At 46.2% G+C, this 18693-nt stretch carries 14 protein-coding genes; 8 read left to right on the top strand and 6 right to left on the bottom strand.

The window, feature by feature from the left end:
• The first annotated feature begins 131 nt into the window (after nucleotides 1–131).
• Genes HRI96_RS08585 through HRI96_RS08575 form a run of 3 tightly spaced genes read left to right on the top strand, consistent with a single transcriptional unit; the run spans nucleotide 132 to nucleotide 3663 of the window.
• The gene (locus HRI96_RS08585; protein ID WP_256729196.1) at nucleotides 132–1154 is read left to right on the top strand and encodes a peptidoglycan DD-metalloendopeptidase family protein; all 1023 of its coding nucleotides are present in this window, start codon (nucleotides 132–134) and stop codon (nucleotides 1152–1154) included.
• Nucleotides 1155–1162: 8 nt separating this feature from the next.
• Nucleotides 1163–1408, top strand: coding sequence for a hypothetical protein (locus HRI96_RS08580; RefSeq protein ID WP_210116966.1), 246 nt, complete (start codon nucleotides 1163–1165; stop codon nucleotides 1406–1408).
• Nucleotides 1405–3663, top strand: coding sequence for a polysaccharide deacetylase family protein (locus tag HRI96_RS08575; RefSeq protein WP_210116965.1), 2259 nt, complete (start codon nucleotides 1405–1407; stop codon nucleotides 3661–3663). Before HRI96_RS08580 ends, HRI96_RS08575 begins: the two co-directional genes overlap by 4 nt.
• Before the next feature lie 21 nt (nucleotides 3664–3684).
• On the opposite strand, the gene HRI96_RS08570 is transcribed toward HRI96_RS08575, so the two are convergent.
• Nucleotides 3685–5097, bottom strand: coding sequence for a D-alanyl-D-alanine carboxypeptidase family protein (locus tag HRI96_RS08570; RefSeq protein ID WP_210116964.1), 1413 nt, complete (start codon nucleotides 5095–5097; stop codon nucleotides 3685–3687).
• Between the two features lie 581 nt (nucleotides 5098–5678).
• Between HRI96_RS08570 and HRI96_RS08565 the strand changes: the two genes are divergently transcribed.
• The gene (locus HRI96_RS08565; protein ID WP_210116963.1) at nucleotides 5679–6962 is read left to right on the top strand and encodes an NCS2 family permease; all 1284 of its coding nucleotides are present in this window, start codon (nucleotides 5679–5681) and stop codon (nucleotides 6960–6962) included.
• Nucleotides 6963–7200: 238 nt separating this feature from the next.
• Here HRI96_RS08565 and HRI96_RS08560 read toward each other — a convergent pair whose 3' ends face one another.
• Complete coding sequence (locus HRI96_RS08560) at nucleotides 7201–8205, bottom strand: class II fructose-bisphosphate aldolase (RefSeq protein ID WP_210116962.1); 1005 nt, start codon at nucleotides 8203–8205, stop codon at nucleotides 7201–7203.
• Between the two features lie 160 nt (nucleotides 8206–8365).
• Here HRI96_RS08560 and relB point away from each other — a divergent pair, with 160 nt between their 5' ends.
• The 3 genes from relB (at nucleotide 8366) to HRI96_RS08545 (ending at nucleotide 10024) form a co-directional block, all read left to right on the top strand.
• Nucleotides 8366–8599 (top strand): type II toxin-antitoxin system RelB family antitoxin, encoded by a 234-nt coding sequence (relB, locus tag HRI96_RS08555; protein WP_210116961.1) that lies wholly within the window; start codon nucleotides 8366–8368, stop codon nucleotides 8597–8599.
• A complete protein-coding gene (locus HRI96_RS08550) occupies nucleotides 8596–8856 on the top strand; it encodes a type II toxin-antitoxin system RelE family toxin (protein WP_210116960.1) in 261 nt (86 codons plus the stop codon). Before relB ends, HRI96_RS08550 begins: the two co-directional genes overlap by 4 nt.
• Nucleotides 8857–9154: 298 nt before the next feature.
• Nucleotides 9155–10024 carry a TatD family hydrolase gene (locus tag HRI96_RS08545; protein ID WP_210116959.1) on the top strand — a complete coding sequence of 290 codons (870 nt, stop codon included), beginning with the start codon at nucleotides 9155–9157 and terminating at the stop codon, nucleotides 10022–10024.
• Nucleotides 10025–10061: 37 nt separating this feature from the next.
• Here HRI96_RS08545 and HRI96_RS08540 read toward each other — a convergent pair whose 3' ends face one another.
• From HRI96_RS08540 to HRI96_RS08525, 4 genes are all read right to left on the bottom strand, one after another.
• Complete coding sequence (locus HRI96_RS08540; RefSeq protein ID WP_210116958.1) at nucleotides 10062–10532, bottom strand: arginine repressor; 471 nt, start codon at nucleotides 10530–10532, stop codon at nucleotides 10062–10064.
• 245 nt (nucleotides 10533–10777) lie between these two features.
• Entirely contained in the window at nucleotides 10778–13243 is a 2466-nt protein-coding gene (locus HRI96_RS08535; protein WP_210116957.1) for an endonuclease MutS2, read from the bottom strand.
• Nucleotides 13244–13249: 6 nt separating this feature from the next.
• Entirely contained in the window at nucleotides 13250–14212 is a 963-nt protein-coding gene (rsgA, locus tag HRI96_RS08530) for a ribosome small subunit-dependent GTPase A (RefSeq protein WP_210116956.1), read from the bottom strand.
• A gap of 6 nt (nucleotides 14213–14218) precedes the next feature.
• Complete coding sequence (locus tag HRI96_RS08525; protein WP_210116955.1) at nucleotides 14219–16303, bottom strand: sodium-translocating pyrophosphatase; 2085 nt, start codon at nucleotides 16301–16303, stop codon at nucleotides 14219–14221.
• Between the two features lie 238 nt (nucleotides 16304–16541).
• Here HRI96_RS08525 and HRI96_RS08520 point away from each other — a divergent pair, with 238 nt between their 5' ends.
• Nucleotides 16542–18680, top strand: coding sequence for a methyl-accepting chemotaxis protein (locus HRI96_RS08520; protein ID WP_210116954.1), 2139 nt, complete (start codon nucleotides 16542–16544; stop codon nucleotides 18678–18680).
• The last annotated feature ends 13 nt before the right edge of the window (nucleotides 18681–18693 follow it).

Here is an 18693-nt window from a genome sequence, read left to right as displayed (position 1 = left end):
CGGATCTCCCGAAATTTTTTTATGCACGTTCAAAAAAGTTTAGTACCGAACAAAAAACTTTTAGCGCAAACGTTGCGGCTTTTCGTGTACCGTCTTTTCGCGCAAAGCAGGAATTTTCGTTTCGCGGATTTTTGATCAATATAGGCGATCTTGCCGACGCTCTTGTCCGCAATTTACATCTGATAGCCCTTTTGCTCTGCTGCATTGTCATACCATATGCCGTTAAAACCGCCTCATCATATTTATCGAGTTTTGCAAATCCTCTCGTCTTGGAAGACGTTCCGGCGGAAGAACTTGAAATACTCAACAAAATTATGGCCGATTTTGCCTTGGAGCGTTCAAACGAATTCGATGAAAACGGCGATGTTTTAAATGCGGACGGTTTTTCATATTCGCCTTCCGAAATAAATTTCCGCCAGCCCGTTTCTTATCGAACTTATGTTGTGCAGTCAGGGGACACCATATTAGGCATAACACGGCGTTTCGGACTGTCGAATATTTCCACTTTGATCGCAGTAAACGATATTGCGAACGTCCGCCGCCTGCGCTTCGGTCAAAAATTAGTTATTCCGTCGATGGACGGTTTGGTGCATACGGTAAAATCGGGAGACAGCCTTAACGCGCTTTCCGTACAATATCATGTGCCCGTAGAGGATCTTTTAGATGTGAACGATCTTGAAAGTCACAACCTTTTGATAGGTGCAAAGCTTTTTATTCCCGGAGCGAAGCTTTCTTCCGACGCTATCCGCCTTGCCATGGGCGAAATGTTCATATATCCTCTAAAAGGAAAGTGGAGAAGAACGTCTCTGTTCGGGTTCCGCTCCGATCCGTTTACGGGCGTAAGGTCTTTTCATACAGGGCTTGACATGGCAATGCCTACCGGAAGCCCGGTTTATGCTTCCATGAGCGGAAAAGTAGCAGCCGTGGGCTTTACAAACGTCTACGGTAATTACATTATAATAAATCATGGCAACGGTTATCAAACTTTGTATGCCCATCTGTCACGATCGCTTGCAAAGACGGGCGACCGTATCGATCAAGGTGAAAAAATAGGGCTTGTAGGTTCTACCGGATATTCCACCGGCCCGCATCTGCATTTTACGGTATATAAAAACGGTAAGCTTGTAGATCCTTTGACAGTTCTTAAAAATTGAGGTAAATAATGACTAAGGTTCATGTGTGCTGCGGCTGCGGACGGACGATTGACGGCGGCTTTATATATTGCCCTTGGTGCGGAATTTCTTGCATAAAAGACAAAGTTCCGCAATCTTTCGACGCCGTTTTAAAACAATCATCCGCTTTGCAAGATTCTGCCAACGAAGATAAAATTGCAAAAATGCATGAGCAGCTTGATGAACTTGAAAAAGAGCTTGACAGCCTTGTTTTGAGCGCGGAGATGCATAAATGAAAGGAAGACGCCGTTTTTTGGTGTTTTTAATCTGGATATTGTCTTTTCGCTGTTTTGCGGGAGTTGTATTCGACAATCCCGATCTGAATAAGGACGATGAATTATTATTCACCGTAGAAAATAAAGCGGCGGGAACTTATCCGTACCGCACGGCCTTTCGCACGCGGCTTGAAAACGGGGCGCCCTCAAAATCTTATGAAATTCTCACCTGCTTTCCTGAAAAGATGGAGCTGCTTTCAGAAAATTCAATATTGCGTATACGAAACCGCTACGGAACGGCGCTTTATTCGTTCGCTTCTTCATCGCTGATTTATTCTGAGAAGACGGACTTTAACACCTTTGTTTTACCCGTGCCGGCGCCAGTTTCGGTAAGTCCCGACGGACGCTGGAGCTGTTTTATAAGGCGCAAGGGATTTGTTTCAGGCGAGCTTATTTTGCAGAATACGGAAAGCGGCCGGAGCGTTATTATTTCGGACAACGCGGAATTCAGCTATGACGAAGTTCCCGTAAAATGGTCTTCGGACAGTTCCGTGGTTTTGTACGAAAGGGGAGATTCCGTTTGTTTTGCCGATCCCGACGCCGCTTTAAAGCAGATTCAAATCGATGAAAAATTCCGCACGGTCGTAAAGGGAAACATAAATTCCGTTTCATTTACGCGAGGACGGCAACTTGTGTACGTTGACGGCGATATAGTCTATTGCTTAAGAACCGGAGAACTGCACACTGCGGGACTTTATTCTTCATATGTGGGAATAGGAACGGCCGTTGCGCGCTTACCTGAAACATATATGCCCGGGAGAGACCGTTTTTTTGTAAACGACGACGTAACCCGATTTGTCGTGATAAAAAACAACAAGAGCGTTTCTTATTACAGCATAAAGGCGGACAGGTTTTCATACGTAAATGTGGAATATACAGGTTCTCTATTAAAAAATTCCGCAACGGTTCTGGGAGCAGCCGTTATTTGGCCTGAAGGCAAAAAGTCGCTTCCGGTTCTGCAGCTTGAACTTCTTTCGCTTGCCGAAAACGAAAGAAGCTTTAAAATTTACACATTTGACGGCGTCTCGGGCGCATTGCGCGAAGTCCTTTCCTTGGAAAATCCTTCGTGCTTTGCCGTAAATCCGTCAGGGAACAGGGCGGCTTACTATTCCGGAGGATTTGTCTGCGTTTTTGATACGTCGAATTGGAAACGCACGGCGGTTATGCCGTCGGAACATGTGGTATGCGCGCTATGGAAGGATAGCGGTACATTGATTTTAGGCGGCAAAGAGACCGTGCGTTTGTGGAATGTTTTAGAAAAGGCTGCGGCGGAAAACGACTCGGGTAAAACTTGTAAAACCTTGTTTTTGTCTTCCGCAGAAAAAGTCCTTTGGAATTCCGAAGCGAATACAGTTCAGGCAAAAACGTCTTTCGCCGTATATTCCTACGACGAACAAAAAAAAGTATGGAAGCCAGATACGACTCATCCGTTCCCCGACAAAAGCATCGTTCAAAACGGCCGTTTTAGAGCGTACATTGCCGACGCCAAAAACGGAAAGTATGAAAACGCCTTATATGTACGGTCTATGGCGGGAAAGGCGTACACTTTCCCATTGATCGGAGAAAGCTCACGAAACGCTCCTCCGCCCAAAAAAGTTTCCGTCGTTTTTGACGCGCTTGACTGCGCAGACGGTTTACCTGAAATTCTTTCCGCCCTCAGTGCGCGCGGCGTGAGAGCAACGTTTTTTATAAACGGAGAATTTATCCGCCGATATCCGGGCGAAACTCTTCAAATAGCGAAAAGCGGTTTTGAATGCGCTTCCATGTTTCATACGGCTTCGGATCTTACCGAAAAAAGATTTGTGATGGACGAAGATTTTATACGAAAAGGGCTCGCCCGAAACGAAGACGATTTTTACGCCTGTACCGGTAAAGAATTGACCCTGTTTTGGCATGCGCCGTTTTTTAAAAGCGATTCGGCTATAAGACGCACGGGGCAGAAAGCCGGCTACACATATGTGGATGTTCCGGGCGGGAACCGCGACCGCGTGGTTTTTGAGCAGTTTTCGGATTACTATAAAAGCGCCGCGCAATTAATTGAAGACTACATGAGAGAACTGGCATCCGGCGGAGCGTCCGCTTCTATTATTCCCGTTTCCGTAGGAATTCTGCACGGCACTAGGGGCGACTATTTATACGAAAAGCTCGGCCTTCTGATAAGTCTTTTGCTTGATTCAGGATATGAAGTTGTGCCCGTGAGCGCTCTGGGGCTGTAAATCGACTCTGCGCCGCAAATGCTACAAAAACAGCGAAGCGAATTTTCCAAAAATATCAAACGGAAAAAAAGCTTTTTTTACAGTTCTGTCGCACACGAGCGGAATAGTCTGAAGATCTTTTCCTTCAAGGGAATAAACAAGTTTGCCGTGAATTTGCCCCGCGCGGGTTTGAAAAAGAATGTAGGGCGGAAGTTCAGCTCTTACGGTCACTTTTGCCGCAGCTTCCTGCGGACTTGAACCCGTAATAAAAGGAACCGTGAGAGCCGAACCGTCGATTGCGGGCACGAGGTTTACGAATTTTAACTTTCCGCCCGGTACGGCTACTGTGTAACGGAGCGCTTCGGAGTTAAAATAGTCCGCGAAACTTGAAAAAGCCCATTCCATGAGAGTCGCACCGTCTTTTATCCTGTTGCCGTTGCCTTCTGCGGTTCCGTTTCCGGCGCCGTTCATGGTTACGGATAAGAATCTCGTTTGTCCCCGCTTTGCCGTGAGCGCCAAATTGTAACCGCTTTCATAAATAAATCCCGTCTTTAATCCGTCGCAGCCGTCCAAGTACCACAATAGTTTGTTGGTATTGTATTGAGCGACGGCGAGTTTTTCCGCGTTTGCCGTCTGCCATGAGGGAAGATTTTTTTCGAGGGGAAAAACAAATTCTTTTTTGGAATGAAATTTTTCAAGCGATTCGGGAAAACGCTCGATATATACGCGGGAAAAAGAAGCGAATTCGCGCGCGGTTGTAATGTTTTTTTCGCTGTAGCCGGACGGTTCTTCAAAATGCGTGTTTAAAAGCCCCAGCTCTAAAACTTCCTCGTTCATGCGGTCGGTAAAGGCTTTTACGCCGCCGCTTATGTATGAGGCTACTGCCACGGCGGCGTCATTCCCTGAAGAAACGGCGAGACCCGTCATTAAATCTTCCAGAGTAACCGTCTGGCCTTGGTCAAGAAACATGCGCGAAGCGTCCGGCGGCAAATTCCTTGCCCAGCTTTCAGGCGGCAGCGGCACGACGTCGGACAAAGAAATTCTTCCCCTTTCGATTTCTTTAAAGACTATGTACATGACCACAAGTTTTGTCATCGAAGCCGGAGGAACTTTTTCATCGGCGTTTTTTTCAAATAAAACGGAGCCGGTCGCGGCGTCTACAAGGATTGCGTTTTTTGCCGAAACGGGAATCTTTGCAGGTATGACGGAATACGGCAGCGGATGTATGTGTTTGAGCCGCTCGTGGAATGCCGAGTCCAGCGCGGCTTCAAGCGTGTTTTGCTCTTCGGTTGTAAGCGCCGCAGGTTCTTTAATTATTTTGAATGAGCGCACGTAAAAGAAAAATAAGGCGCCTGCCAGAACGAGCAGTGCGAAAAACGTGTTTGCAATGTATAAAAAACGGGCGCGCCGTTTTGCATGGTTTTCGGTAATTTTTTCAGCAGGATGTTTATTCATAATAGGAAGATTTTACTGAAAAACGCTAAAAACAAAAAGCGCTCCGCGTCCTGCCGTTCGCATTCCATCGTCCGCGCTCCAAACTCGTCAAAACTCGGATTGCCACCGCATGATAAATCGTGGTATAATAAAAAATCTTTTATTAACGACAAAGATCGTTCGTTATTTTTATTTGAGGTTTTAAGCGGCTGCCCGGAGCGCGAACGGCAAAACTTTGCCGTCCAAACGGATAGCCGGACACAAACTTCTTATTTAAAATAACGAAAAGGGAGGTTTAAATTGAACGTCTGAAATATCGCCGTTCAATTTAACTTCGAGTTTCGGCCAAAGCCGAAACATCGTTTATTATCTTGTGCGCAAAGAGCGCACTGATTCAACAGCCTCCAAAATTGACATTTTGTTCGGCTGTTGAATTTTAAGGGAGGTTTAAATTGAACGTCTGAAATATCGCCGTTCAATTTAACTTCGAGTTTCGGACAAAGCCGAAACATCGATTATTATCTGTGCGCAAAGAGCGCACGAATTGCCCGGTTCCTAAATCTGACGATTTACTTGCTGTGCAATTTTATGGGAGTTTAAAAATGGAGAAGATGTTCAAACTAAAGGCGCACGGAACTACAGTCCGCACCGAAGTGATTGCAGGAATCACCACGTTCCTTGCGATGGCGTACATTTTAGCGGTAAACCCGGGAATGCTTTCGCAGACCGGCATGCCGATCAAAGGCGTGTTTACGGCGACGGCTCTTTCTGCGGGAATCGCAACCCTTGTTATGGCGTTTCTGGCAAACCTTCCGGTAGCGCTTGCTCCGGGAATGGGGCTCAACGCTTTTTTTACCTTTACGGTTGTCATGGGAATGGGTTACAGCTGGCAGCTCGCCCTCACGGCGGTCTTTATCGAAGGCATCGTGTTTATAATTCTCTCATTTTTCAATATCAGAGAAAAAATAATCGACGCAATCCCGAACGGTCTTAAAAAAGCGATTTCCGTCGGAATAGGACTTTTTATAGCCCTGATAGGGTTAACAAATGCGGGAATCGTTTCGTCACAAACGGGAACGATCATAGGTTTTGCGGATCTAAGCGGAGCGCCGCTTGTCGCTGTGATAGGGCTTGCCGTAACCTGCATCCTTTACTGCTGCAAGGTTCCCGGTTCCATTCTTCTGGGAATAATAATAACCACCGTAATCGGCGTTCCTTTCGGAGTTACGAAAATTCCGCAAAATTTCACGCCGTTTTCTCTTCCCGCGGCGCCCATTTTCTGCCAATTCGAATTCAGCCAAATTTTCACCATAAAATTCTTTACAGTATTTTTTACTTTCTTTTTTGTGGATGTCTTTGACACGATAGGAACCTTAGTTGGTGTTACTACCGAAGCCGGCCTTGCGAAAAACGGAAAAATTCCGCACGTAAAAGAGGCTTTGCTTTCGGACGCAATCGGAACGGTTGCCGGAGCGATGCTTGGAACTTCTACGGTTACAAGTTTCGTTGAAAGCACGTCGGGCGTAGCCGCAGGCGGACGCACAGGTCTTACGTCGGCTGTAACGGGAATTCTGTTTTTCCTGGCGCTGTTTTTAAGCCCGCTTTTCCTTCTTGTGCCGAGCGCTGCGACGGCGCCCGCTTTGATAATAGTCGGCTTTTTTATGCTCCGCTGCGTAGTAGACATAAACTTTGCCGATCCTACGGAAGGAATTCCGGCTTTTATCTGTATAATCACAATGCCTTTTGCATATTCGGTTGCCGAAGGTATAGTTTGGGGACTTGTTTCCTATGTAATCCTTAAAGTTGTAACAGGAAAGGCCAAGTCAGTGACGATCGTCGGATGGATTTTGTTTTTCATCTTCATTTTGCGATGGGTGTTAAAATAGTTTTTATTCGTGCGGGGCATTGAAAACCGTACCTCGGCGCAGCTCGAAGCTTCACTGCAAATATGTGGCGAGATTCTTGATTAAGGGCGGGCTGCGCCGGTAAGTCCGGCTTCGCTTTAAAAAAAACGCGGCGGCAAGATTTTGCCGCCGTTTTTTATGTGCGCAAAGAGCGCATGAATTCAACAGTCTCCAAAATTGATATTTTGTTCGACTGTTGAATTTAAATGAAGAATTTTTATCAGTCTAAAGCGTGGCCTGCGGAACCTAAGACGTTCTTGTTTTTTTCCGCATACATGGCTTTAAGTTCGTCGCGGGCGGGGCCCAAATATTTTCTGGGATCGAATTCTCCCGGATTTTCCGCAAGAACCCGGCGAATCGCCGCTGTCATCGCAAGGCGTCCGTCGGAATCTATGTTGATCTTGCAGACCGCTGACTTTGCTGCTTTACGGAGCTGCTCTTCCGGAATACCCACCGAATCGGGAATTTTTCCACCGAATTTTTCAATCTCTCTGACATATTTTATAGGCACCGAAGAAGAGCCGTGAAGGACTATGGGGAATCCCGGAAGCTTTTTTTCAATTTCTTCAAGGATATTGAATGCCAAGGGAGGCGGAATTAAAACACCGTCGGGCGTGCGGGTACACTGTTCCGGAGTGAATTTGCAGCGGCCGTGGCTGGTTCCTATCGAAATGGCAAGGGAATCTACGCCCGTCTTTTTTACAAAGTCCTGAACTTCTTCCGGCTTCGTATAATGACTTTCTTCCGCCGAAACTTCATCTTCAACTCCCGCCAACACGCCAAGCTCGCCTTCCACCGTTACATAATCTTTTCGCGAGTGAGCGTATTCGCAGACTTTTTTTGTCAGCGCAACGTTTTCGTCGTAAGGAAGAGCGGAGCCGTCTATCATCACTGAAGAAAATCCGTTTTCAATACAATCCACGCACATTTCATAAGAACTTCCGTGGTCAAGGTGCAGCACGATCGGAATATCGCAGCCAAGCTCATGGGCATATTCCACTGCGCCGCGCGCCATATTGCGCAAAAGGTATTTGTTCGCGTAGTTACGCGCTCCGTTTGAAACCTGCAATATTACGGGTGATTTTGTTTCGACGCAGGCCTGAATAATAGCCTGCAACTGTTCCATATTGTTAAAGTTGTAAGCGGGAATCGCATAATGCCCTGCCATAGCTTTTTTAAATATATCGATAGAATTCACCAGTCCTAACTCTTTATAACTTACCATGATTGCCTCCGTATCATTTGTGACTTGTTTTATATATCCTATGGCAAAATACGTAAAGTTGCAAGTAAAAGTGCCGCGGCTAAAGGCAATGATAACCGGAAATATTATTGCCTATAAAACAGATTTGTGATACAATGTAATACAAAAAAGGAAGCTAAATATGACTAATACTGCAACAGTAAATTTTAGGGTAAATCCCGTATGTAAATCACGAATAGAAAAACTTGCAAAACTTACAAAACGACCTGCCTCATTTTTCTATAACTATCTGCTTAATGAATATCTGGATGATCTGGAGGATATATTTCTTGCAGAAGAAATTGTAAAAAACGTAAGAAGCGGAAAGGAAGCCGTATATTCACTCTCTGAAGTAGAAAGTGAGCTTGGGATATGAGAGTAGAATTCTCTGAAACTGCGTTTAAAACATTAAAGAAACTGGATGGCAGCATTCAAAAGCAGATACTAAAATATATCCATGAGCTTAAAGGTCTTAAGGATCCAAGGACAAGAGGAAAAAGGCTTAAAAGTAATCTTGCAGGTTTGTGGCGTTACCGCATAGGAGACTACAGAATGATTTGCGAGATAAAAGATGATAAGCTTTTGATAACTGTTTTAAGAATAGGGCATCGCCGAGAAATATACGATGAATAAATAACGATAGGAAAGATAAAATTATTTACCTGCAGTTTTAATAAATATATTTATTGTTTTTAATAGTGATTTCTGATCAGTTAATGGAATATGTAAGCGACCCCTCGGCCGAATGCAGAGCATCACATATCCTGACAGAGGAAAAGTTACTTACGGTTATGATGCAGGAGGACATGTCAATAGCATAAAAGGCAAATTGTGTCATTGGCATTAAATGCAAGCGATTTAATAATTTTGATGCCTCGGTACTTTTGTTTGTTCACTGTAAAAATTCTGCCGTAAACGATACAATAACTTTATGTTTTCGGATACTCATTTTCATTTTCGATCTATGGTAAAGGATCACGCCTTCGACGGAAGCGATGAGCTTTCTAAAATGGCGTTAAACGATGTTTTTTTTGCTTTGGACATAGGAACCGAATGCGGCGATCTCGGCGAAAGAATTCAATGTGTCAGGACCGCCCTCGATAATATATGTGAAACGGAGCTGAAAGAAAAGGTTCAAAAATTTATTCACTTTTCCGCCGGCATATGGCCTTCAAGACAAGCCGCCCTTGCAGCGGCGGATCAGGTAAAAATTCTTGAAACGAACATACTTGAAGCGCTTTCTTCCGAAGATCCGCTTTTAAAAAAGATTTCGGCCGTAGGCGAATGCGGCTTGGATCATCATTGGAACAAGGAAGAAGCCGAAGACTTTAACTTTGCCGCCGAAGAAAAACTGTTTGAAATGCAGCTTGATCTTGCAAAGCGGCTTTCTCTGCCTGTAATCGTTCACAGCCGCGACGCCTTTGTGCAGACCGTGGATTGCATAAAAAATTCAAATTATGACAGAGGAGTGATACACTGTTATTCGTACGATCTTGAAGCTGCCAAAGTCTTTGTCGGGCGCGGTTGGTACATCGCCCTAGGCGGCGGGCTGACATACACTAAAAAAGCGAAGATGAACGATTTGATCGATCTTGTCCGCTACATTCCCGAAGACCGCCTTCTTTTGGAAACGGACGCGCCCTATCTTGCTCCCGTTCCTTTCCGCGGAAAACCTAATACGCCGAATTTTATAAATCTCACTTATGATTTTATAGCTGGGATACGCGGCGTTAAAACGGAATATTTATGCGGTCTGGTAGATAGGAATTGCAGGGCTCTGTTTAAAAACCGGCTGTCTTAAAATCCGAAGGTTTTTCTTGATTTATATGCGGACAAAATCATTCTTCTATTTCGGGAATTTTTTGTTTAAGAGAGGCAAGAAACTGTTCGCCTGAAACGCCCTGCCTGAGACAGGCAAAGATGCAGTTTTCGCCTGCGATCGTGCCTATGAGCTCGTCCATGTTGAGGCTGTCCAAAGCGTTTGAAACGGAATCCGCATGGCCCGGAAAGGTCTTTATCACAACGATATTGCCGTTGTATTCTATGCTTATGTATCCGCGCAAAAAATCCCGCGCAAAAATTTGCTCGGAATCCTGCCTTTCGTCTTCGCTCGGCAATGTATACACGTAGCCTGAACGGCCGTCTGAAACCTTGCCTACTTTTAAAAGCTTCAGGTCTCGCGAAAGGGTAGCCTGGGTTACTTCATATCCTTCTTTTTGCAAGTGCCCCAAAAGCGCTTCTTGGCTTTCGATACGGTAATTTTTTATAAATTTACGGATGCTTTTCAGCCGCGTAAGGCGCTCTTTCACGTTTGTGTTTCCTTAAAAAAATGAATATTTATAACATAAATATGGATAAAAATGCGGAATGTGTCAAGGAGCGAGGCGTAATGTCGAGTCATATGTTATTTTGCCGTGTTATGTCGAAAATTACGTGTAATCCGCAGGAGACGCCGTCCGGCTGCCGCGCTATTCCTTGAATCGGCAACATCGCCGTAGATTTACAGCAAAGCCACAAGCTGTTTCAGGAGATCGAGCTTCCGCACGGATAAAACTTATTTTGCCATTTCCACGTAGGTTTTACCTGTTCCGCCTTCTTCCGGCGGCGCAAAGTAAAAATTAGCTATTCCCGGATAATGCGAAAGATAATCCTGCACGGCTTGCTGTAAGGCTCCGCTCCCTTTCCCGTGAATTATGCTGAATCGGTTAAAGTTATGGACGGTGCACAGGTCAAGCTGGCGTTCAAGCAGTTTGAGCGCTTCGTCCGTGTAAAGTCCCAAAAGTCTAAGTTCGAACTGAGGTTTGCCGCCTTTAAAATAGACGCCGCCTGCGCCGTTTTTCGTATTGTCCGCCAGATCCACCGTTATTGAAGGAAGCTGTGTTTTTACATCTTCATCAGGGGGAATAAGGGTAAGGTCTTTTTGCTTTATATTCATTTTGACGTTGCCCATCTGGACGCTCCAAGTGCCTTTGCGCTCCTCGTGCACCAGAATTCCCGGCTGTTTTATGTTTTTTACGCTTACTTTTGCGCCGGATTTAAATTCAAGTTTTTGTGCGGCCATGTCTTTTTGCGCGGCGCGAAATTCCTCTAAAGACGGGCTTTCCGCCGGGGCAAGGTTTTGCGAAAGTTCTTTTTCATCGCTTTCTATCGACTGCTCTTGTGCGTAAACGTTCGTTTCAAGATCGTTTATAAACGACTTTACGCTCAAAGTCTTACCGCGCGTTATTTCGCCTTCTTTTATTTCGCGCACAAGATTTTCCAGTTTTTTTCTGCTTTCGGACAAAAATTTTTGCGATTCCTTATAGCCTTCTTTTTTTAATTCCGCCTCTTTTTGCCGCAATTTGAGCTCATGTAAACTTGCTTTTCGTTTTTGCTCGACAAGTTCGCATTTTTTATCGTTCAGGTCTTTGTAAATATTTTCCAATTCCGTGTGCTTTGCTATAAGTCCCTTGATCAAAGACGAAACGTCGGAGCTTTCGTTTGCAATGTAGGAACGCGCTTTTTTACATACTTTTTCGCCGAGCCCGGAACGGCTCGCTATATCGAGAGCGCGGCTTTCGCCGGGAACTCCCATGATAAGGCGGTATGTGGGCGAAAGCGTGTTTGGGTCAAATTCCACGCTGGCGTTTACGCATGACGGATGTGTATAGCCGTAATTTTTTAATATTCCGTGATGAGTGGTAACAAGGACAAAGGAATCTTTTTCGATAAGGGCGTCCAAAACGGCCATGGCTATGGCGCCGCCTTCAAGCGGGTCGGTTCCGCTTCCGAGTTCGTCCAAGAGAATCAGGGAATTGCTACCGGCGCCTTCCAACGATTCCGCGATGTTTTTCATGTGTCCGCTGAAAGTAGAAAGTGACTGATCGAGGGACTGAGAATCGCCTATGTCCGCAAAAACGTTTGAAAATATCGGAAGCCGCGTTCCTTCTTCGGCGGGAACGGGAAATCCGCTTTGGTTCAGCATTGCAAAAAGCGCGATTGTCTTAAGCGTTACGGTTTTTCCGCCTGTGTTAGGCCCGGTTATTATGAGGACGCGTTTACCGCCCATAAAGCGGACGTCGATTGGAACAGCCTTTTCTCCCAGGATCGGATGGCGCGCCTTTAATATGAGAGGAGGTTCGCCGCCGTCTTTAGCGCAGTCTGCGGCATAGCGGCAGCGGTTCTCTTTTCCCCATTTTGCGGCGGCACAGCTTATGTCCAGTTCCAACATAATCGGCAGGGCGAGCATGAATGAGCTTGCATGGGGCATCAGGCCGGCCGTAAGTTCGCGGAATATGCGTTTTATTTCCGCCTGCAGATTAAATTCTTCTTGGATCAGATCGTTGTTTTTTCGTACTACGTCTTCAGGTTCGATATAAACCGTTTGCCCGCTCTGCGACATTTCATGGATAATGCCTTTGACCGCACTTCTTCTGCCGGACTTTACCGCTAAAACCTGCCTGTTTGCCCTAAAGGCCGGAACGTTCGATTCAAGCGCGCCGGAAAGGTTCGGATCGCTTGTGTATTTTTTCATTAAATTATTGATTTCGCGTTTAAAACTTGAGATCCTCGCTCTTATAGAGCGCAGGCACGGAAGGTCTTTAAGTTCTCCGGTCAGATCTATCACGCTTGAAATTTGCGAGTGCGGAGCGGAAAGATCAGGCAATGTTTGGACAAGTTCTGACAGGTTTTCCAAGTTTAAAACATCTTTTGCGCTCTCTATCGCCGATTTTACTTTTTTTTGAGCTTCGCAGAATTGGAGCAGCGAAAAAGCCTGTTCCTGCGTGACGGCCGCTCCGGGAGTGTTTATTACAGGCAGAATTTCTGAAACGGGATTCCACTGCGACATCGCCGCCTGCTTTGCTGAAGCAAGATATGAATACCACTCGCGCCCGTAAAGTTTTAATGTATTTATTTTTTCCGCATCGGCGAGAGGCGTGCGGTTTTTAAGCGACAGAGCGCCTTCTTCGCTTACGCAATATCCTGAAATAATATCGCGCACGCGAAAATAATCCAATTCGGTAAGAGTTTTTATGTTCATCAATACCTAGTCTTCCCAGTTGCCCGTGATCATCTCTTCGCGGATTCTTAACCAGCTTTCGTAGCGTTCTTCGCTTATGACTCCAGCGTTTACGGCTTCAAGAATTTTGCAGCCGGGTTCCGTAGTGTGTTTGCACGACATCCCGAACGAACATTTGCCTATGAGCGGTTTGAATTCCCTAAAATACAATGCAAGATCGTCCGGGTGAATATCATTTAAAACGAAGCGTCTTATACCCGGAGTGTCTATTATCGAAGTTTCTACATTTTTTATGCCGCCCGTAAGCGATTCGTTTAGATGCAGCCTTAAAAGGCTGCCCTTTGTGGTAGTGTGGGTTCCCCGCCCGTATTTTTGCGAAAGGCTTCCGGTTTTTAAAACGCAGGAATCGTCAAGCACGTTTATAAGGCTTGACTTGCCGACTCCCGATTGTCCCACAAAGGCGCAGACCTTGTTTTTAAGAATCTTTACAAGGTCGAAAAGTCCTTCACCCGTTTTTGCCGAAACGCGGATCACCGTATATCCCAAGCCTTCCCAGCCGGAAAGCCTGCTTTGAAGATCTATGTCCGAAGCGGCTTTTAAGTCGTATTTATTGCAGAGAATTACAGGTTCGATGTTCTGATATTCCGCCTGAGCCAATTCTCTGTCTACAAAACGCGGCCTGAACGGAGGCTCGTCGGGGGTTGTCACCAGGATAAGGTGGTCGAGGTTCGCGGCCAAAAGCTGAGGAGCGCGCCCCTTTACGTTCCAGCGGACAAAAACATTTTTTCGGGGCTGAAGATCCAGTATTTGTCCTCTTTTATCATCGAGCTTGTCGATTTCTACGGATACGATATCTCCGGGAGCGAGCGGATTGTAATATTTTATGTCGGACTTTAACTTTTTGCCTTTCAGGGAACATTGCCGCTTTGTTTTATCGCGGCATTCTACCGTGAAAGTATTGTTGGATCCGTCAAGAACCAGTCCCTGCATATCCGTCTACAAAAGATTCATAAGGTTGAATGAGATTATCAGGCCTGAAAACACTATGGAAACCGTAGAACACAGCTTTATCAATATGTTAAGCGAAGGACCGGCAGTGTCTTTAAAAGGATCCCCTACGGTATCGCCTGAAACCGCTGCTTTGTGGCAGTCGGAGCCCTTTCCGCCGAAGTTGCCGGATTCTATGTATTTTTTTGCATTGTCCCACGCTCCGCCGGAATTGGACATAAACACGGCCATAGCGAATCCCGTAACCGAAACGCCGCCCAGCAGCCCGATCACCCCTTCGGGGCCGAGTATGAAACCTGTCGCAAGCGGCGCGATTATAGCCAGAACAGCCGGCGCGACCATTTCACGTAAGGCGCCCTTTGTGCATAAGCTTACGCACGTTGCGTAATCGGGATCCGCCTTTCCTTCCATTATTCCCGCTATTTCTTTAAACTGCCTTCGCACTTCCACTACGATCGATTGCGCCGCAGCCTGAACCGCGCTCATTGTAAAAGCCGAAAAAACGAATGTTACCATAGCGCCGATAAAGAGTCCCGACATTACCGCAGGGTTTGTAAGCGACAAGTCCATGCTGTAGCCTTTTTCTTTTACGATGTTTACGTAAGAGATCAAGAGCGCTAAAGCCGTCAAAGAAGCGGAGCCTATCGCAAAGCCTTTGCCCGTCGCCGCCGTAGTGTTGCCGAGGGAATCGAGCGCGTCGGTGCGGTCTCGCACGTCTTTGGGTAAACCCGCCATCTGCGCTATTCCCCCTGCGTTATCGGCTACGGGGCCGTAAGCGTCGGTAGCAAGCGTAATCCCCAATGTGGAAAGCATTCCTACGGCCGCAATACCTATTCCGTAAAGACCGCTGTTGTAGTTTACGCTTCCCCCGGATGTAAAAAAACTTATGATGACGACGGCTATGATTATGAGTATTGAAGCCGCCGTAGACTTCATTCCTAAAGACAGGCCGCCTATTATCACTGTAGCCGAGCCCGTCTGCGACGAAGCGGAAAGTTTTTGCGTGGGTTTGTAATTGTCGGACGTGTAATATTCGGTAAAATATCCTACCGCAGCTCCACCCAAAAGTCCGGACAGAATGGCCGTATAGATTCCCCAGTTTCCTACGGTAAGGTAGGTGAGCGGCGCCGCCGCAACCGCCGACAGAGCTGCCGAAAGGTACGTGCCCGTGCGCAAGGAGTTAAGAAGAGAGAGCTGAGTTGCGTTTTCTTTTGTTTTAACAAAAAAAGAGCCTATTATCGAACATACGATGCCGCATACTGCTATTAGGATCGGCAGCACCATGCCTGAAAATCCGTATCCTGCGGCGGCGCTCAACGCGAATGTCGCAAGAATCGATCCTACATAGGATTCGTAAAGATCTGCCCCCATGCCGGCTACGTCGCCCACATTGTCGCCAACGTTATCCGCTATGGTCGCAGGGTTTCTGGGATCGTCTTCGGGAATGCCGGCTTCCACCTTTCCTACAAGGTCGGCCCCCACGTCCGCAGCCTTCGTGTAAATTCCGCCGCCTACGCGCGCAAACAGCGCCATAAAAGAAGCTCCCATTCCGTTCATCACCATTATGTTCGCAAGGAGAGAAACATCCTTTATGCCGAACAGATAAAACAAAACATGAAACCATATTGAAATGTCGAGCATTCCAAGTCCCACTACGGTAAATCCCATAACCGAACCGGACGAAAAAGCGACTCTCAGTCCCTTGTTAAGGCTTTCGGAAGCCGCCTGAGCCGTGCGGGAATTTGCCTGCGTAGCGATTTTCATTCCTATTAGGCCTGCGAGCATGGACCATATTCCTCCGGTCAAAAACGCAAACGGAGTGAAAATCGTAAGCATTTTTCCTTTTGAAACGAAAGCCATAACCAGCAGTATGATAAAAACTATTATGAAGACTTTAAAAACGGTCATGTACTGTTGTTTCAAATACGCGTTGGCGCCTTTTCTTATTGAGGCGGCGATCTTTTTCATCTTATCCGTTCCTTCGGAAAAACGCATCACTCTTTTTTGTTGAATTATTGCGAACAGCAGCGCCGTAAAAGCGCCTATAAAACCGAACGAAAACAAGTTTGCCATAATTTACTTCCTTGCGTATAAATCAGATCTTCATTATACCAATTTTATAATATTTTTAAACAATCGTGCAATAAAAAGAAGATAAAATCGGCATATTTACAGAAACGGTTAACTGTAGTAAAATAACTCTAATATATTAAATATATTAAAAACACATAGTTATTTTATGTAAACCTTTTGTCAAAAGGTTTTTCGGCTGTAAAGTATTTTGTGCATAATTTAAGGAGGCGTTATCTTTATGAATACGGAAAACAAACGCGAAACTGCCGGCGCCTCTGCCGAAAAACATAAAAAACGAAGAATAGTTTCTTTTCTTGTGGCGCTCATAGGAACCGTCTTGCTGGCGTGCAACGTCCTTCAGGCGCTTTTTGTTTATCGGACTGTGAGAGACGCTACGGGATCAAGTTATGAAAAAAGCCGGGCGGAAATTGCGGCGGCTTATTCCGAATCGCTGATGAACCTTGTGGAAGGGTATATAAACGAAATGTCGATGTACACCGAAAGCGACGCCGCCTATACGGGAGACATCCGCGCTATGGTGAGATGGATGACCGCCCGCGCTTCGGTTAGAAGTCACAGTTTCGATTTTGTTTTAGTGTGCGATCCCGACGGAAATTTTTACACGGACTTGGGACAGTCGGGGAATATTTCAGACCGCGCTTATTACAAAGCTATTTTTAAAGAAAACAAGTCTTTTTACATTGCGGATCCCGTTCTTTCCAGAACTACCGGCAAGATCGTGTTCCACGTTGCCAGAGCCGTAAGAGTTGGCGGAAAGAACGTCGCGATGTTTGCCGGCGCCGTAACTTTGAATCTGATAGAAGCTTCTCTTAAAGATATCGACTTAGGCGAACACGGTTCCTGCTGGTTAATGTCCAGCGACGGAACTATCTTTTATCACCAAAACAAAGATTTTGTGATGAAAAGAAATTTCATTGCCGACATGTCCAAGGGGCAGGGGGCGGCTCTTGACGTAGTTAAGGATATTCAATCGGGAAATGCCGGAACTAACTGGATAAGCAATCCCGACGAACCCGGCTCCGCCAAAGATCTTCTTGTGTACAGTCCCGTCGAAAAAACTACGTGGACGTTTGCCTTTGCTTTCAGCGACAGTCAGGTATATACCGTTGCCGGAACTATTTTGTATCAGCTTATATTAACAAGCGTCATCACACTGATTTTGATGCTGCTGATATTGTCCGTTGTTTTGGGCGTCACGCTCAAGCCGCTCCAGGTTGTGGAAAAAGCGATAATAAACATTGCCAGCGGCAACGCGGATCTTACTAAACGCATAGAAGTCAAATCCGACAACGAAATCGGTTCGGTGGTAAAAGGTTTTAATATGTTTACCGGAAGACTGCACGGCATAGTTCGTGACATAAAACAGTCCAAAGATATCCTTGCGGAAGTGGGGAACGACTTACAGTCAAGCGCGCAGGATACCGCAGCTGCAATCGAGCAGATTCAGCAGAATTTTGGAAACGTCTACAAACAGATCGAAAGCCAGTCCGCAAGCGTTGAAGAAACGGCAGGCGCCATAAACGAAATTACGGCTAACATAGGTTCCCTTGAAAAAATGATAGAAGTTCAATCCTCCGGCGTATCTCAGGCTTCCGCCGCTGTGGAAGAGATGATCGGCAACATCAAGTCCGTAGATCAGGTAACGCAGAGAATGGTCGCCGCGTTCGGAAACCTTCTCGAGCAGGCAAGCAAGGGCGCCGACAAGCAGCAGAATGTAAACGACCGCATCGATCTCATAAAGCAGCAGTCGGAAATGCTCGGTGAAGCCAACCAGGCGATCGCAAATATCGCGTCTCAGACTAACCTTCTTGCTATGAACGCTGCGATCGAAGCGGCGCACGCCGGAGACGCAGGTAAGGGATTCAGCGTAGTTGCTGACGAAATCAGAAAACTTTCGGAAACGTCGACGGCGCAGTCCAGGACGATCGGCGAGCAGCTTGAAAACATACGCGATTCGATAAACACCGTAGTGGTCGCTTCCGCCGAATCGAGCGAAGCGTTTTCATCCGTATCGGGCATGATCCGTGAAACGGACGAGCTTGTGCGCCAGATCGAAAACGCCATGACCGAACAAAAAGAAGGATCCTCGCAGATAAGCGACGCCCTTCACTCGATGAACGACAGTACTATCGAAGTAAAGACGGCTTCCGCCGAAATGAGCGAAGGAAACAAATCGATTCTTGAAGAAATTCAGAACCTTCAAAACAGCACCGCTGCGGTTATGAGCGAAATGAACATAGGAAAAAGCAGCACTCAAAAGATCGCCGAAGCGGGCGACGCTTTGCAGCTCATCTCCGAAAAAATCGAGAATTCCATAAGCCACATAGGAAATCAGATCGACCAATTTACAGTTTGAAATCGGACGAGGC

Source organism: Treponema parvum, assembly GCF_017893945.1.
Taxonomy (GTDB): domain Bacteria; phylum Spirochaetota; class Spirochaetia; order Treponematales; family Treponemataceae; genus Treponema_D; species Treponema_D parvum_A.
The sequence above is the reverse complement of the archived record's forward strand: the minus strand, read 5'-3'. Positions and strand labels throughout refer to the sequence as shown.

Excerpts from the sequence above, each read along its gene's own strand:
- HRI96_RS08580 (WP_210116966.1), top strand. The coding sequence starts at position 1,163 with ATGACTAAGGTTCATGTGTGCTGCGGCTGCGGACGGACGATTGACGGC.
- HRI96_RS08575 (WP_210116965.1), top strand. The coding sequence starts at position 1,405 with ATGAAAGGAAGACGCCGTTTTTTGGTGTTTTTAATCTGGATATTGTCT.
- HRI96_RS08570 (WP_210116964.1), bottom strand. The coding sequence starts at position 5,097 with ATGAATAAACATCCTGCTGAAAAAATTACCGAAAACCATGCAAAACGG.
- HRI96_RS08565 (WP_210116963.1), top strand. The coding sequence starts at position 5,679 with ATGGAGAAGATGTTCAAACTAAAGGCGCACGGAACTACAGTCCGCACC.
- HRI96_RS08560 (WP_210116962.1), bottom strand. The coding sequence starts at position 8,205 with ATGGTAAGTTATAAAGAGTTAGGACTGGTGAATTCTATCGATATATTT.
- relB (WP_210116961.1), top strand. The coding sequence starts at position 8,366 with ATGACTAATACTGCAACAGTAAATTTTAGGGTAAATCCCGTATGTAAA.
- HRI96_RS08550 (WP_210116960.1), top strand. The coding sequence starts at position 8,596 with ATGAGAGTAGAATTCTCTGAAACTGCGTTTAAAACATTAAAGAAACTG.
- HRI96_RS08545 (WP_210116959.1), top strand. The coding sequence starts at position 9,155 with ATGTTTTCGGATACTCATTTTCATTTTCGATCTATGGTAAAGGATCAC.
- HRI96_RS08535 (WP_210116957.1), bottom strand. The coding sequence starts at position 13,243 with ATGAACATAAAAACTCTTACCGAATTGGATTATTTTCGCGTGCGCGAT.
- rsgA (WP_210116956.1), bottom strand. The coding sequence starts at position 14,212 with ATGCAGGGACTGGTTCTTGACGGATCCAACAATACTTTCACGGTAGAA.
- HRI96_RS08525 (WP_210116955.1), bottom strand. The coding sequence starts at position 16,303 with ATGGCAAACTTGTTTTCGTTCGGTTTTATAGGCGCTTTTACGGCGCTG.
- HRI96_RS08520 (WP_210116954.1), top strand. The coding sequence starts at position 16,542 with ATGAATACGGAAAACAAACGCGAAACTGCCGGCGCCTCTGCCGAAAAA.